General features: G+C 71.6%; 12 protein-coding genes, 1 tRNA gene and 1 pseudogene. 4 read left to right on the top strand and 10 right to left on the bottom strand.

The annotated features are described in order from the left end of the window. The first annotated feature begins 73 nt into the window (after positions 1 to 73). Both ACFVYF_RS11235 and ACFVYF_RS11230 read left to right on the top strand, forming a co-directional pair. Positions 74 to 3,574 carry a S41 family peptidase gene (locus ACFVYF_RS11235; protein ID WP_389454278.1) on the top strand — a complete coding sequence of 1,167 codons (3,501 nt, stop codon included), beginning with the start codon at positions 74 to 76 and terminating at the stop codon, positions 3,572 to 3,574. A gap of 91 nt (positions 3,575 to 3,665) precedes the next feature. Next, positions 3,666 to 4,547, top strand: a complete 882-nt coding sequence (locus ACFVYF_RS11230) for a class I SAM-dependent methyltransferase (protein ID WP_389454275.1) — start codon at positions 3,666 to 3,668, stop codon at positions 4,545 to 4,547. Positions 4,548 to 4,862: 315 nt separating this feature from the next. On the opposite strand, the gene ACFVYF_RS11225 is transcribed toward ACFVYF_RS11230, so the two are convergent. The 4 genes and pseudogenes from ACFVYF_RS11225 to ACFVYF_RS11210 all read right to left on the bottom strand — a co-directional run bounded on the left by ACFVYF_RS11225 (position 4,863) and on the right by ACFVYF_RS11210 (position 8,670). Continuing rightward, complete coding sequence (locus tag ACFVYF_RS11225; protein ID WP_389454272.1) at positions 4,863 to 5,048, bottom strand: hypothetical protein; 186 nt, start codon at positions 5,046 to 5,048, stop codon at positions 4,863 to 4,865. A gap of 84 nt (positions 5,049 to 5,132) precedes the next feature. Then, on the bottom strand, positions 5,133 to 6,017 hold the full coding sequence (locus tag ACFVYF_RS11220; RefSeq protein ID WP_389454269.1) for an SDR family oxidoreductase: 885 nt from the start codon (positions 6,015 to 6,017) through the stop codon (positions 5,133 to 5,135). 221 nt (positions 6,018 to 6,238) lie between these two features. Continuing rightward, positions 6,239 to 7,138 (bottom strand): annotated as a pseudogene (locus ACFVYF_RS11215) (alpha/beta fold hydrolase); the annotation flags it as partial. Continuing rightward, entirely contained in the window at positions 7,135 to 8,670 is a 1,536-nt protein-coding gene (locus ACFVYF_RS11210) for a flavin-containing monooxygenase (protein WP_389454266.1), read from the bottom strand. The pseudogene ACFVYF_RS11215 and the gene ACFVYF_RS11210, both read right to left, overlap by 4 nt. Positions 8,671 to 8,903: 233 nt before the next feature. Here ACFVYF_RS11210 and ACFVYF_RS11205 point away from each other — a divergent pair, with 233 nt between their 5' ends. After that, positions 8,904 to 9,536 carry a MerR family transcriptional regulator gene (locus ACFVYF_RS11205; RefSeq protein WP_389454717.1) on the top strand — a complete coding sequence of 211 codons (633 nt, stop codon included), beginning with the start codon at positions 8,904 to 8,906 and terminating at the stop codon, positions 9,534 to 9,536. Positions 9,537 to 9,673: 137 nt separating this feature from the next. Here ACFVYF_RS11205 and ACFVYF_RS11200 read toward each other — a convergent pair whose 3' ends face one another. Next, a complete protein-coding gene (locus ACFVYF_RS11200; RefSeq protein WP_389454715.1) occupies positions 9,674 to 10,465 on the bottom strand; it encodes an exodeoxyribonuclease III in 792 nt (263 codons plus the stop codon). A gap of 67 nt (positions 10,466 to 10,532) precedes the next feature. Here ACFVYF_RS11200 and ACFVYF_RS11195 point away from each other — a divergent pair, with 67 nt between their 5' ends. Then, positions 10,533 to 11,009 carry a GNAT family N-acetyltransferase gene (locus ACFVYF_RS11195; RefSeq protein ID WP_389454263.1) on the top strand — a complete coding sequence of 159 codons (477 nt, stop codon included), beginning with the start codon at positions 10,533 to 10,535 and terminating at the stop codon, positions 11,007 to 11,009. Between the two features lie 73 nt (positions 11,010 to 11,082). On the opposite strand, the gene ACFVYF_RS11190 is transcribed toward ACFVYF_RS11195, so the two are convergent. The 5 genes from ACFVYF_RS11190 to moaC form a co-directional block, all read right to left on the bottom strand. After that, positions 11,083 to 11,156, bottom strand: a tRNA-Ala gene (locus ACFVYF_RS11190). Between the two features lie 127 nt (positions 11,157 to 11,283). Beyond that, positions 11,284 to 12,699 (bottom strand): gephyrin-like molybdotransferase receptor GlpR, encoded by a 1,416-nt coding sequence (gene glpR / locus ACFVYF_RS11185; protein ID WP_389454260.1) that lies wholly within the window; start codon positions 12,697 to 12,699, stop codon positions 11,284 to 11,286. Between the two features lie 208 nt (positions 12,700 to 12,907). Next, a complete protein-coding gene (locus tag ACFVYF_RS11180; protein ID WP_389454713.1) occupies positions 12,908 to 13,579 on the bottom strand; it encodes a GNAT family N-acetyltransferase in 672 nt (223 codons plus the stop codon). After that, complete coding sequence (locus ACFVYF_RS11175; protein ID WP_389454257.1) at positions 13,576 to 14,088, bottom strand: molybdenum cofactor biosynthesis protein B; 513 nt, start codon at positions 14,086 to 14,088, stop codon at positions 13,576 to 13,578. Before ACFVYF_RS11175 ends, ACFVYF_RS11180 begins: the two co-directional genes overlap by 4 nt. Then, positions 14,085 to 14,597, bottom strand: coding sequence for a cyclic pyranopterin monophosphate synthase MoaC (gene moaC, locus ACFVYF_RS11170; protein ID WP_389454254.1), 513 nt, complete (start codon positions 14,595 to 14,597; stop codon positions 14,085 to 14,087). The genes ACFVYF_RS11175 and moaC overlap by 4 nt, the downstream gene beginning before the upstream one ends. Between the last annotated feature and the right edge of the window lie 102 nt (positions 14,598 to 14,699).

The following is a 14,699-nucleotide window of genomic DNA, read 5'->3' as shown; positions in this document are numbered from 1 at the left end:
GGTCACGGGTTCGACGCCACGAGGTGAGGGGGCACGAGTTGCCGGGGGCCGCCGGGCGGAAAAGCATGGGGAGGTGAGCGACGCGTACGAGAAGGCGACCCCCGGGGAGAACGCACCCGGATACCTGCGCTTCCCGCACCTCAGCGGCGACCGGATCTGCTTCGCGACCGAGGACGACCTGTGGGTGGCCCCGCTCGACGGGCCCGGGCGCGCCTGGCGGCTCACCGTCGACCGCACCAAGGTCGGCCACCCCCGCTTCTCCCCCGACGGCCGCCACATCGCGTACACGAGCTGGCGCAGCCTCGTCCCGGAGATCCATCTGGCACCGGTCGACGGCGGCCCCGGCCGGCGGCTCACCTACTGGGGCAGCGCGGACACCCAGGTCTGCGGCTGGACACCCCCCGACAAGGACGGCCACTGCGACATCCTCGCCGTCGCCTCGCACGGCCAGCCCTTCTCCTACTTCACCTGGGCCTACAACGTCCCCACCACGGGCGACCCCGGCGGCCGGCTGCCCTGGGGCCCGGTCTCCGAGATCCAGGTCGCCGACCTGGCGGGCGAACGCAGGACTCTGCTGCTCACCGGCACCCCGCCGCACGAGCCGGCCGCCTGGAAGCGGTACCGGGGCGGGGCGACGGGACGGCTGTGGCTGCACGGGCAGCGGATCCTCGACGGTCTCGACGGCCACCTGCACTCACCGATGTTCGTCGGCGACCGCATCGCCTTCCTCTCCGACCACGAGGGCATCGGCAATCTGTACTCGTGCGCCCACGACGGCTCCGATCTGCGCCGGCACACCGACCACGACGCCTTCTACGCCCGGCACGCCGCGAGCGACGGCGCCCGGGTCGTCTACCAGTGCGCCGGGGACCTGTGGATCGTCGACGACCTCTCCCCCGACTCGCAGCCGCGCCGCCTCGACATCCGCCTGGGCGGACCCCGCGCGGGCCGGCGCAGGTACCAGGTGCCCGCCGCCCAGCACATCGACGGCATCTCCGTCGACGAGACGGGCCGCGCCGGCGCCGTCGTCGTACGCGGCAGCCTCTACTGGCTCACCCACCGCGACGGTCCCGCCCGCACCATCACGGACACCCCGGGGGTACGGGTCCGGCTCCCCGAGATGCTCGGCTCGGGCGGCCAGGTCGCCTACGTCACCGACGCGGAGGGCGAGGACGCCGTCGAGATCGCCTACCTGCCGCGCGCCAGCGGCGACCGCAAGCCCCGCCGGCTCGCCTCCGGCGAACTGGGCCACGTACTGGAACTCGTCTCCGACCCGCAGGGGGAACGGCTCGCGATTGCCTCGCATGACGGGCGGCTGCTTCTTATTGATGCGGCTGAGGGGGCGGGGGAGGACGAGGGGGCTGAGGGGGCTGAGGGGGCGGACGGGACTGAGGGGGCCGAGGGGACTGGTACAGCTGAAGAGGCGGGAGAGGCTGGAGAGGCTGAGGGTGGAAGGACGGATGGGGCGGAGGGAGGCGGGACCGAGGGGTCGGGCGGCGAGACGGCCGGAGTGAGGGGCGGCGAGACGGCCGGAGTGAGGGGTGGGGAGACGAACGGGCGGGTGACCGAGCTGATCCAGTCCATCAACGGGCCGGTGCGGGACCTCGCGTTCTCGCCCGACGGGTCGTGGCTGACCTGGTCGCACCCCGGCATCGGGCGCTCCCTGCGGCAGATCAAGATGGCCCGGATCGACGGACCGGGCGCGCGGCTGATCGTCGACGTCACCAACGGCCGCTTCGAGGACGAGAATCCGGTCTTCACCCGGGACGGGCGGTATCTGGCGTTCCTGTCCTGGCGCGGCTTCGACCCTGTGTACGACGTGCACACCGGGGACCTGTCCTTCCCGCTGGGCTGCCGCCCCTACCTCGTCCCGCTGTCCTCGGCCACCCCCTCCCCCTTCGCCCTGAACCCCGACGGGCGCCCGGTCGCCGGCGGCCTGGACCCGGTCGAGGACGAGCCGGGTGACGGCAGCGCCACCACCGTCGAGGTCGAGGGCCTGGAGAGCCGGGTGACCCCCTTCCCGGTCACCGCCTCCAAGTACTCCGCGCTGCACCCGGTCGCCGGCGGCGGACTGGTCTGGCTGCGCTGGCCGATCTCCGGCGCCCTCGGTGAGACCTTCGCCAACCCGGACGACATGACCGGCCGCCCCACCCTGGAGTACTTCAACATCGCCAAGGCGAAGAAGTCCGAACTCGTCGACCACCTCGACTGGTTCGCGGTCAGCGGCGACGGCAGCCGGCTGGTCGTCGTCGACGAGGGCGACCTGCGCGCCGTCCCCTCCACCGAGTCCGGCGACGGCGACTCGACCGTCTGGATCGACCTGCGCCGCATCCTGCACGAGGTCGACCCGCCCGCCGAATGGCACCAGGCGTACGAGGAGGCGGGCCGCATCATCCGCGCCTACTACTGGGACCCGGACATGTGCGGCATCGACTGGGACGCGGTCCTCGCCCAGTATCGCCCCCTGGTCGAACGCGTCGCCTCCCCCGACGAGTTCGCCGACCTGCTCCGCGAGGTCCTCGGCGAACTCGGCACCTCCCACGCCTACGTCTCCGCCGCCCGCCGCAACGAGGGCCCGCCCCACTACCAGCGCCGGCAGGGCCTGCTGGGCGCCAACTTCGTCCGCCGGGACGGCAACTGGACCCTCAAACGCATCCTCCCCGGCGACTCCTCCGACTCCAAGGCCCGCTCCCCGCTTGCCGGTTCCGGCATCCGCGAGGGCGCCGTCCTGACCCACGTGGACGGCCGCCCGGTGGACCCGGTGACGGGTCCGTACCCATTGCTCGCGGGCGCGGGCGGTACGACGGTGGAGCTGACCTTCATCCCGGCCGAGGGCGAGGGCCGCTCCCGCCGGGTGGCCGTCGTCCCCCTCATCGACGAACGCCCCCTGCGCTACCAGGACTGGGTGGCCAAACGCCGCGAAGTCGTCCGGGAGTTGAGCGGCGGCCGCTGCGGCTACCTCCACATCCCGGACATGGGCGGCTCCGGCTGGGCCCAGTTCAACCGCGACCTGCGGATGGAGGTGTCCCGGCCCGCACTCCTCGTCGACGTCCGCGGCAACGCCGGCGGCCACATCAGCGAACTGGTCGTCGAGAAGCTCACCCGCAAAATCCTCGGCTGGGACCTCACCCGCAACGCCCAGCCGGTGTCCTACGCCTCCAACGCCCCCCGCGGCCCGGTCGTCGCCCTCGCCGACGAGGCCACGTCCTCCGACGGCGACATGATCACCGCCGCCTTCAAACTGCTCAAGCTCGGCCCGGTCGTCGGCCAGCGCACCTGGGGCGGCGTCGTCGGCATGACCGGCCGCCACCGCCTCGGCGACGGCACCGTCATCACCGTTCCCATGAACGCGGCCTGGTTCGACGCCTACGGCTGGTCCGTCGAGAACCACGGCGTCTCCCCCGACCTCGAGATCCTCCGCACCCCCCTCGACTGGGCAGAGGGCCGCCACGCCCAACTCGACGACGCCATCCGCCTCGCCCTCGACCTCCTCTCCACCCACCCCGCAGCCTCTCCCCCGGACCACTCCTCCATCCCAGACCGCAGCCGGCCGGGGTTGCCTGGGAGGGGGTAGGGGTGGGGGACCGGGGGGCGTGAGCGGAGGAAGGAGGGGCGCAGGCGGACGAAGGAGGGTGGGGGCGTGGGAAGGGGGGTGGGCGCGCCTGATGCGATTCGCGTGGGGCGTGTGGAGCGAAGTGGAGGCGCACGGGATGCGAGAGGCGCGGGGCGCGCACGGCGCGCGATCGGCAGGGCAGTACGACGTGTGGGCCGCCGGGGGCGCGTACGAGCGGTACATGGGCCGGTGGAGCCGCCTGGTCGCGGAGCGGTTCGTGGCCTGGGTGGGCCCGGCCCCCGGCCTGCGGTGGCTGGACGTCGGCTGCGGCACCGGCGCGCTGACGTCCGCGGTGACCACACGATGCCGCCCCCACCTGATCGTGGGCGTGGACCGGTCCTGGGCGTTCGCGGAGGTGGCGGCGGCAGCGATGGCGCCGGGCAGTGGGGCCACAGCTGTGGCCGACGCCCAGGCACTCCCCTTTCGTGACGCGACCTTCGACGCGGCCGCCGGCGGCCTGGTGCTCAACTTCCTCCCCGAGCCCGCCGCCGCACTGTCCGAAATCGTACGAACCGTGCGCCCGGGCGGCCTGATCGGCGCGTACGTCTGGGACTACGCCGAGGGCATGGCGTTCCTGCGCCACTTCTGGGACGCGGCGAGCTCCGTGGACCCGTCGGCGGCCCCACTGGACGAGGGACACCGTTTCCCCCTGTGCCGGCCGGAACCCCTGCGTGCGCTGTGGACGGACGCGGGACTGGACGACGTACAGGTCACGCCGATCGAAGTGCCCACCCACTTCGGCGGGTTCGCCGATCTGTGGGAGCCGTTCCTCGCCGGTCAGGGTCCGGCGGCCGGGTACGTCGCCGCGCTTCACCCGGAGTCGCGGGACCGCGTACGCGAGGCGTTGCGCACGTCGCTCGCGACGGCGCCCGACGGATCGATCGCGCTCACGGCGCGAGCGTGGGGGGTGAAGGGTCGGGCACCGGAGCGCTAGCGCCGAGGAGCGAGCACCGGGGCGCCACGGCGCACTGACGGAGGCGCCCACCGGAGCACCAAGCTGCCATGCACGCCCGTTGACAGCCCGCACGCCCCTCAATGAGGCGTACAAGCCTCGCGCGCACGCCCCTCAACAGCCCGCACGCCCCTCAAAGCGGCGCACACGCCTCACGCGCACGCCCCTCAACAGCCCGCACGCCCTTCAAAGCGGCGCACACGCCTCACGCGCACGCCCCTCAAAGGAGCGTGCGCGCAGAAGGGGCGCCCCCAACTACACGAGGGCACCCCCCTTCCGGCAAGGCCGGCCGCAGCGTCAGACGTCGTAGTCCTCGTCGAGACGCTCCCGCGCGGTGCGCTCACCGCGCTCCATCTCCTGCTCGGCACTCTCGCGTCCCTGCGAAGAGCGCTCGCTCGCCTCGTCCTGCTGCTCGCCGAACTTCTTCTTCGCCTGCTGCTGCATCTGCTCGGCCTTGTCCTGGAACTGGTCCTTGATGCCCATGGAATTCACTCCCGTAGTGGGTGAGGGGATCGGGGCTCGACCAGATTGACACGCACGGACATACCGCGCATTTCGATCAGTTACTCACGGTGAAGTCCCCTGCCGCTCCGCCTCGTCCGCGGCCCCGCCCGCACCGACGAGCCCCCGGGAGACAGCGTTCAGCCGCGTGTCGAACCGCCGCATCTCCCGCTGTCCCACCGCCCCGATGAGCCCCGGGAGATACCCGCGGATGCCCTGCATCCCCCGCAGCCACCACTGCGCGTACACATGGCTCGACCTGCGCTCGATCCCGTCCACGATGCGGTCGACCGCCGGCCCCAGGGGATACGTCTTGTTGGACGGCCACGGCAGCCGCTGCCGCAACTCCCGCATCACGTCGTCCTGATCGGCACCGCGCACCATGTCCGTGTCGGTCCAAGACAGATAACCCACCCCGACGCGCACGCCCTTGTAGCCGACCTCGGCGCGCAGACTGTGCGCGTACGCCTCCACACCCGACTTGGACGCGCAGTACGCGGTCATCATCGGCGCCGGCGTGATGGCGGCGAGCGAGGCGATCTGCAGCAGATACCCACGGCTCTCCATCAGCACCGGCAGGAACGCGCGCGCCGTCACCGCCGAGCCGATCAGGTTGACCTCGATGACCCGCCGCCAGGCGACCGGATCGGAGTCCACGAAGGGACCGCCGTTCGCGACACCGGCGTTGGCGACGACGATGTCGACCTTCCCGAACCGCTGCTTGACCTCCTCGGCGACCCGCGCCATCGCCTCGTGGTCGGTGACGTCGGCGTACCAGTGGTCGCTCTCGCTGTGCAGGCGCTCGGAGACCTCCTTGAGCGCGTCCGCCTCCAGGCCGACGAGCGCGATCTTGGCGCCGCGCGCGGAGAGCTTGCGCGCGAGGAGCTCACCGACACCGCGCGCCGCCCCCGTGACGACCGCGACCTGCCCTTCCAGACTCACCTTGCTCATGCGCCCGCTTCCTTCAGCTCGTCCCGCACATCCACCGGCGCCTGCGCGTCGGCCCGCGCCTCCGCCTGCGCCTGTTGCCGCCCCGGAGCCACCCCAGGCCCCTCGCCAGCTCCCTGCCCCTGCTCCCCCTGTACCTGTTGTCCCTGTACCTGTTGTCCCTGTACCTGTTGTCCCTGTACCTCTTGTCCCTGTATCTGTCCCTGCACATGCTGTCCCTGTCCCCGGACATACGCGCCGACCAGTTCCCGGATCCGCCCGGTCACCGCCTCCGGCGCTTCGACGGGGGTCATATGCCCGAGCCCGGGCAACTCCGTGATGCCGACACAGTTCGGCAGCGCGGCAACGAGGGCGCGCGCGTGGACGACGGGCGTCATCCGGTCCGCCGTACCGACCACCACCGCGGTGGGCATCCGCAACTCCCGCACTCCATGGTCGAGATCGAGCAGATCGAGCACCTGCGACCAGGAATGCCGCACACCCCGGGGACACGCGTGCACGATCCGCGCGCACGCGTCGACCATGGCCGGCGACGAAGCGCGCCCCATGGTCGCGTACTTGAGAATCCGCTTCGCCAGCGGCGAGACCGGCCCGAGCGGCGCCCGCGAACCCAGCACGGACTGCGTGACACGGGTCCGCAGCCGCCCGGCACGCATCGGGATCACCAGCGACTCGGCGACCAGCCGCGAACTGCCGGTGCTGCACAGCAGTACCGCCGCCGCATGCTCCTGGAACCGGGGCCGCCCGGCCGCGGCCATCAGCGTCATCCCGCCCATGGAGTGCCCCACGAGCACGGCCTGCTCACCGGGCGCGAGCGTGGCGGCGAGCACCGCCTCCAGGTCGTCGGCGAGCGCGTCGGTGCTGCACGCGGCGCTCGCGGGACTGCGCCCGTGCCCGCGCTGGTCGTACGCGATGACCCGGTGGTCGACCGCGAGGTCCCGTATCTGCGCCGCCCAGAAGGCGGTCGAACAGGTCCACCCGTGCGCGAGGACAACGGGGGGCGCGTCCTCGGGCCCGTGCGCCTCTACGTGCAATCGGGCGCCGTCCGGGGACTCCACGGTCAGCACGCGCGCCGGCACAGGGGGCGCGTAAGGCCCGCTCGCCACATGCATCAGCCTGCTCACGCCCCCGCCTCCACCGTCTTCTTCGTACGGGACTTCCCGGGCGCCGGCGCCTCCGGCGCCTCAGGGGCGCGCAGCACGTCGTACTCGGCGAGGTTCACGCGCCGGGTGGCGTTGCGGAACTCGGTCGTCGTACCGGGCCAGATGGTGGTGTTGCGGCCGTTCGCGTCCAGGTACCAGCTGTTGCAGCCGCCGGTGTTCCAGACCGTGCGCTTCATGCGCTCCTGGACCTGGTGGTTCCAGCCGTCGACAGCCGTGGGACGCGGGTCGAGGGCCACCCGGCCGCCGAGGACGTCCAACTGCCGTACGTAGTCGGCCAGGTAGTTCAGCTGGGACTCGATCATCAGGATCATGCTGGAGTTCCCCAGGCCCGTGTTGGGCCCGATGATCGTCATCCAGTTGGGGAACCCGTCCGCTGTGGCACCGCGCAGCGACCGCATGCCGTCCTTCCAGGTCTCGGCAAGCGTCCTGCCGTCCGCGCCCACGACCCGCTCCGCGATCGGCATGTCGGTGACATGGAAGCCGGTCCCGAAGATGATCGCGTCGACCTCGGCCTCGCTGCCGTCGGCGCCCACCAGAGTGGAACCGTCGATCCGGGCCAGACCGGAGGCCACCACGTCCACATTGGGCCGGGCCAGCGCCGGGTAGTACGAGTTGGAGAGCAGGATGCGCTTGCAGCCGATGCGGTAGCCCGGGGTGAGCTTGGCGCGCAGCGCCGGATCCTTGATGGCGCGCGCGATGTTCCGCTTGGCCAGCCGCTCCACCAGACCCAGCTGGTCGGGACGCTTGGTGAACGCCTGGACCTGCAATTCCCGGATCCCCCACAGCAGTCCGCGCCTCGCCTGCGTCGTGAACGGCAGCTGCCGGTGCAGCCACCGCTCCGCCGGGCCGATGGCGCGGTCGACGCGAGGCATGACCCACGGCGGCGTGCGCTGGAACAGCGTCAGCCGCGCGACGTCGGGCTGGATGGACGGCACGATCTGAATGGCCGAGGCCCCGGTGCCGATCATCGCGACGCGCTTGCCGCGCAGGTCGTAGTCGTGGTCCCAGCGGGCGGAGTGGAACACCTCGCCGGTGAACGTGTCGATCCCCGGGATGTCCGGGATCTTGGGGTCGGAGAGCGGCCCGGTGGCGGAGACGACGAGGTCGGCCGTGAGCGTCCCGCTCGCCGTCTCGATCTCCCAGTGCAGTTGCTGGGCGTCCCAGCGCAGCATCTTCACTTCGGAGTTGAAGCGGAGGTGCGACCGCAGCCCGAAGACGTCGGCGACGTGCTCCAGATAGGCGCGGATGTGCTCCTGGCCCGAGAAGGTCCGCGGCCAGTCGGGATTGGGCGCGAACGAGAACGAGTAGAGGTGGGACGGCACGTCACAGGCGCAGCCGGGATAGCTGTTGTCGCGCCAGGTGCCGCCGACGCTGCCGGCCCGCTCCAGGACGACGAAGTCGGTCACGCCTTCGCGGCGCAGTCGCACGGCGGCCCCGAGGCCCCCGAACCCGGACCCGATCACCGCCACCCGTACATGCTCGTGCTCGGTCATCCCGACGCCTCCCTGGTCCGCACGACTCTGCCAGTGAACACTGGCACAATGGGGAGAGTAAGGGAGCTTCGTACTCATGGGTAGGGGTCGGGGCGGGGAAAGTTACCCGAGGTACGACGTAGGGTGCCGACGTGGCTGAGGGATCAGGAAACCGGGGGCGCGAGGCACAGGCGCGAGCGCGGGCGCGCGACAGCACATCCGCGCCCCCCGAGCCCGCCAAGCGCGAGTACCGCATGGAGGAGCTGGCCAAGGAAGCCGGCATCACCGTGCGCACCCTGCGCTTCTACCGCGAACGCAAGCTGATCCCGCCACCCCGCCGCGAGGGCCGTATCGCCTGGTACGACGACAGCCACCTGGCCCGCCTGCGCACGATCTCGGCACTACTGGAGCGCGGCCACACCCTGAACGGCATCGCGGAACTCGCCGAGGCCTTCGACCACGGCCGGGACGTGCGCGAGCTGCTCGGCCTCGGCGAACCCACCGAGGAAACCCCCGTCCGCCTCTCCCCCGAGGAACTGGCCGACGTCTTCGCCGGCCAGGCCACCCCGGAGAACCTCGCCGCCGCGCTCGACCTCGGCTACCTCGGCACCGACGGCACGGAGATCGTGCACATCAGCCGCCGCCTCCTCGACGTGTCGGCGGCCCTGGTCCGCGAGGGCATCCCGCTCGCGGACGTCCTGGGCGCCGCCCGCCGCGTACGCGAGCACACGGACGCCCTCGCCGAACTCTTCACCGACCTGGTCCTCACCCAGGACCGCACCCCGGAAGACCTCCAGCGCCTCCGCCCGCTGGCGAAGAGCGTCGTAGAGGCCGAACTGTCGATGGCACTCGACCGCCGCCTGCGCAATCCGGAAGGCACGCCGTAACACCCCCGGTCGCCGCCCCCGGCGGGCCGACCCCTGCTCGGCCCCAGAGGCCACACCTGCCTTACAGGCCCGTATCCGCCCTACAGGCCCGTATCCGCCGTACAGGCCTGTATCCGCCCTACAGGCCCGCATCCGCCCTACAGGTCGTAGACCACCGTCACCGGCGCATGGTCGGACCAGCGCTCCTCATGGGTCGCCGCCCGCTCCACGAAGCCCTTGACGGCCTTCCCCGCCAGCCCGGGCGTCGAGACGTGATAGTCGATGCGCCATCCGGCATTGGTGTCAAAAGCCCTCCCCCGGTACGACCACCACGTGTACGGCCCCTCCATATCCGGATGCAGGGCGCGTACGACGTCCACGTACCCGGCGCCCTCCTCGAACACCTGCCCAAGCCACTCCCGCTCCTCCGGCAGGAAACCGGAGTTCTTGCGGTTGCCGCGCCAGTTCTTGAGGTCGGCCTCCTGATGGGCGATGTTCCAGTCGCCGCAGACGACGACCTCGCGCCCGTCGGCGGCGGCGCGCTCGCGCAGCCCCTTCAGATAGCCGAGGAACTCCGCCATGAACCGGAGCTTCTCGTCCTGCCGCTCGGTCCCGACCTCACCGGAGGGCAGATAGAGGCTGGCGACGGTGACACCGGGCAGGTCGGCCTCGACGTACCGTCCAGTGGCGTCGAATTCCGCGGATCCGAACCCGACCTGCACGCGGTCCGGCTCACGCCGTGTGTAAAGGGACACGCCCGCGCGCCCCTTTGCCGCGGCGGGCGCGTGCACGACGTACCACCCCTCGGGCTCTCGCACGCCGTCCGGGAGCTGCGCCGGCTCGGCCCGCACCTCCTGAAGGCAGAGCACATCCGCGGAGGTCCCGGCGAGCCACTCCACGAAGCCCTTCTTGGCGGCGGCCCGAAGCCCGTTTACGTTCACAGAGGTCACAGTCAGCACCCGGGCACGATACTTAATCCGCCCACCCTTCCCGACGCATAGATGTACGATACTGCGCATGAATATCCGCCCGGTCCCGTTCGACCACCCCGACGCCGTCAAGCTCAATGACCAGGTGCAGCTCGAATACGCCGAGCGCTACGGCGACGAGGGCGACCTCACACCCCTCGACCCGTCGATGTTCGAGCCACCGCTCGGCCGCTATCTCCTGGCGTACGACGAGTGGGAGCGCGCGACAGCGACGGGCGGCTGGCGCACCCAGAACGAGAACACCGAGGGCTACTCGGACGGCGATGCCGAGCTCAAGCGGATGTACGTGATCCCGGAGGCCCGCGGCCTCGGCCTGGCCCGCCGCATCCTGGCCGGCCTGGAGGACGACGCCCGCGCGGCCGGCCGCATCCGGATGGTCCTGGAGACGGGCACCATGCAGCCGGAGGCGATCGCCCTCTACGTCTCCAGCGGCTACGAGCCCTGCACCAAGTTCGGCCTCTACCGCAACGACCCCCTGAGCCGCTGCTTCGCCAAGCCGCTGTAACCCCGGCCGAACCGGGGCGCCGGGCCCATGCAAGAACCCCGCCGGACGAATCCGACGGGGTTCTCAATTGCGGTGGACCTGTGGGGATTTGAACCCCAGACCCCCTCGATGCGAACGAGGTGCGCTACCAGACTGCGCCACAGGCCCTTGCAACGAGAGAAACTCTAGCATCCCCATCCGGGTGCTTGGAAATCCGTTCCTGGCTGGTCAACAGAGGTGGACCGAGCGGCCACGACCGTCGCCTCGACCGAGGGTCCGGGACCCGCGGGGACCGCTACTCGTTGGCCGCCCGCGGCCGGTCCCCGTCCTCGTACTGGTCGAAGAGGGGCGTGCGCCCGCGCTCGCGCGCACGCCGGGCGGACGCGGCGCGACGCGCGTCACATCGGCCGTCGTCGTCCGCCGCTTCCGCGCCGTCCGCACCGTCCTCCGCAACGGCCTCCGCCTCGGGGGCACTCGGCTCGGCGGCACTGGACCGCGCCGAACTCCACGCGTCGGGCGCACCGAGATCGACACTGGACGTCGCCCGCGGCGCGACAGGCGCGGTCACGTACGTCGGCAGCGGTACCGGGACCGGATCCCAGCTGTCTCCGCGCCCGGGCCGCCGCTGCCGCTCACGCTGCTGGTCGACCCACTCGGCGTGATCGGTCTGCTCGACCAGGGCGCGCCGGTCGGCCGCGAGCGCCGACAGACCGGGGTCGGCCTCCGGCTCGGGCAGGTCGTCCGGCTCGTCGGTGCCCGGGTCCACGGCCGGCCGCCGCCGGGGCTGCCGCTCGCGCAACCGCTGCGCCGCCGCCTCGGCCCGCTGCCGGTCCATCGTGTACGTGAAGCGCCGGCGCTCCTGGACGCGCAGATAGGCGATGTATGTGCTCAGCAGCACCGCGGGAGCCGCCGGCGCCCACAGGAACGCGAGCCCGCCGACCGCCGCGACGATCGCGCCGAGCGTGAAGGCCATGAAGAGCATCACGGTCGTACGCCGCCGGCGCGCGAGCACCTTCGTGCGCCGGGCGCGCGCGGCGGCCTCCGCCGAGGACGCCCGCCGCGCCGCCGGCACACCCTTGGCCGCCGGCTTGGGCGAACCCCCGGCGTGCGCCGAAGCCCCGGCGTGCACCGAAGCAGACGGTGCGGACGACGAGTTGGACGGCTTGGCGGACTTGCCGGCCTGCCGCGGTACGGACCTGTCGGCCGTCCTGGAACCGGACTGATCGGCTCCCCGGGCACCGTGATGATCGTCCGCGCGCGAGGCGTGTCGGTCGGCCGCCCGGGACGCGGGCCGCTCCGTCGCCCGGGAAGCGGGTCTCCCGTACGACTGCGGCGCCTCCTCCCGCTGAGCGGCGGGTTCCACCGGAACCTGCGCTTGCACCTGCTGTCGTTGCTGGGCCTGTGCCTGCGCCCGCTTCTGCGCCGGCGCGTGCGACTCGGCCGGCGGCACGGCGAAGGCCCGGACGTCCACCGAGTCGGTGACGCCGTCCGGTTCGGCGCTGGGCTCCGCCTCGTCGGTGGAGCGCGCCTGCAGGTCCTTGGCGTACCGGCGCTCCATCCCCGCCCGTCCGGACAGCAGCCGGATGGCGGTGCTGAAGCGTTCCGTCGGACGGGCTTCGTTCAGCTCGTCCTGCCTACGGAGCCACATCGGCACCAAGTAGGCGGCCCAGGCCCCGACGATGACTGCGTAGATGAGGCCGCTGCTGCTCACGCCTCACACGGTAGAGGGGTTTGCGTGAGGCCATCTGCCAATTGAGCCGGTGTGTCGCACGATCTGGCTGATATTTCGAGCTTTTTTTGTGACCGATGCGATCAGCAGGCCGCCGGGAGCGCGAATTTAACGCCCCGAGACGATCGCCCACCGATCAATTTCGAACACCTATTTCATTTGTCTCCGGCTGCCGACGTATCCGGACGGCTTACGCGGAGTTCCGCGGAGCGTTCGGGGAGGAGTCCCCCGGAGTGTTCTGCCGGGGCCCCTGCGAGCGTCTGCGCTGCCAGCGGGCGAGCAGTCCCTCCGGCACCTCTTCCGCGGTGAGCGCGAAGACGAGATGGTCGCGCCAGGCTCCGTCGATGTGGAGATAACGCGGCCGAAGGCCTTCCTCGCGGAATCCGAGTTTCTCCACGACTCTGCGGCTCGGCCCGTTCTCGGGGCGAATGCAGACTTCGATGCGGTGCAGACCCACGGTGCGGAAGCAGTGGTCGACCACGAGTGCGACTGAGGTCGGCATCACGCCTCGCCCGGCGACCGACTCGTCGACCCAGTAACCGACATGCCCGGAGCACATCGAGCCCCAGGTGATGCCCGCGACCGTCAATTGCCCGACCAGCCGCCCCTGGTACTCGATGACGAAGGGCAGCATCCGGCCGGCGTTGGCCTCCGCGCGCAAGTGCCGGACCATCTGCCGGTAGGTCGGCCGGTGCGCGATCGGACCGGCGGGGGTGGGCGGCGGAATCGTCGCCTCCCACGGCCGCAGCCAGTCGCGGTTGCGCCGGTTGACCTCGCGCCACGCCCGCTGGTCGCGCGCCTTTATCGGCCGGAGGACGACATCGCCTTCCACCAGCTCGACGGGCCAGGATGGGCTGTTCAGCTCGCACCCCCACTGCCGCCGGATCTGGGGTGGTCGCCGCCGCGGATCTGGTCGACGGCGTGGACGAGCAGGGGCTCCAGGACCGCGAGACCGTCCTTCACTCCGCCCGTGGAGCCCGGCAGATTGACGATCAGCGTCCCTCCCGCGACCCCGGCGAGCCCGCGCGACAGAGCTGCCGTCGGCACCTTCTCCCTCCCGAAGGCCCTGATGGACTCGGGAATGCCCGGCACCTCGTGGTCGAGCACGCGCCGGGTGGCCTCGGGGGTCCGGTCGGTGGGCGAGATGCCCGTGCCGCCGGTGGTCACGATGACGTCGTACCCGGCCGCGACGCCGGCCCGCAGCGCGGCCTCGACGGGATCCCCGTCCGGCACGACCTGCGGACCGTCCACCTCGAAGCCGTACGAGGTGAGCCCTTGGGCGATCAGAGGGCCGCCCTTGTCCTCGTAGACCCCGGCGGCGGCTCGGTTGGAGGCGGTGACGACGAGCGCGCGGTACGGCTGTGCGGTCATGCCCTGCTCCAGTGGCCCGACTTTCCGCCCGTCTTCTCCTCCACGCGTACGTCCGTGATGACCGCCCCCTTGTCGACCGCCTTGACCATGTCGATCACGGTGAGCGCCGCCACGCTGACCGCGGTGAGGGCCTCCATCTCGACCCCCGTACGGTCCGTGGTCTTCACGGTGGCGAGGATCTCGACGGCGTCGTCCGCGACCGACAGGTCCAGCTTGACACCCGACACCGACAACGGGTGGCACAGCGGGATCAGATCCGGGGTCCGCTTGGCGCCCATGATGCCTGCGATCCGCGCGGTGGCCAGGGCGTCACCCTTGGGGACCCCCTCGCCGCGCAGCAGCTCGACCACCCGGGGCGAGACCAGCACCCGGCCGCTGGCGCTGGCGGTGCGCGCGGTCACGTCCTTCCCGGAGACATCGACCATGCGGGCTGCGCCGGCCTCGTCGATGTGCGTCAGTCGGTCCTGCTCAGGGGGTCCGGGGGTGTCCCCCCGGGAAGATACGGTCATCTGCTGTGGCGCTCCCGGTCAGGGCCCGTCGCGGTGCGGCGCGTGGCCTGTTGTGCGCGACACGGTACCGCCAACTCGGACCTCTCAGCGGAGCAGGACCCT

The organism is Streptomyces sp. NPDC058274 (assembly GCF_042881375.1).
Lineage (GTDB): Bacteria > Actinomycetota > Actinomycetes > Streptomycetales > Streptomycetaceae > Streptomyces.
The sequence above is the reverse complement of the archived record's forward strand: the minus strand, read 5'-3'. Positions and strand labels throughout refer to the sequence as shown.

Coding starts and splice junctions, on each gene's coding strand:
- ACFVYF_RS11220 (WP_389454269.1), bottom strand. CDS start 6,017: ATGAGCAAGGTGAGTCTGGAAGGGCAGGTCGCGGTCGTCACGGGGGCG.
- ACFVYF_RS11205 (WP_389454717.1), top strand. CDS start 8,904: ATGGAGGAGCTGGCCAAGGAAGCCGGCATCACCGTGCGCACCCTGCGC.
- ACFVYF_RS11195 (WP_389454263.1), top strand. CDS start 10,533: ATGAATATCCGCCCGGTCCCGTTCGACCACCCCGACGCCGTCAAGCTC.
- ACFVYF_RS11175 (WP_389454257.1), bottom strand. CDS start 14,088: ATGACCGCACAGCCGTACCGCGCGCTCGTCGTCACCGCCTCCAACCGA.
- ACFVYF_RS11230 (WP_389454275.1), top strand. CDS start 3,666: ATGCGATTCGCGTGGGGCGTGTGGAGCGAAGTGGAGGCGCACGGGATG.
- moaC (WP_389454254.1), bottom strand. CDS start 14,597: ATGACCGTATCTTCCCGGGGGGACACCCCCGGACCCCCTGAGCAGGAC.
- ACFVYF_RS11225 (WP_389454272.1), bottom strand. CDS start 5,048: ATGGGCATCAAGGACCAGTTCCAGGACAAGGCCGAGCAGATGCAGCAG.
- ACFVYF_RS11210 (WP_389454266.1), bottom strand. CDS start 8,670: ATGACCGAGCACGAGCATGTACGGGTGGCGGTGATCGGGTCCGGGTTC.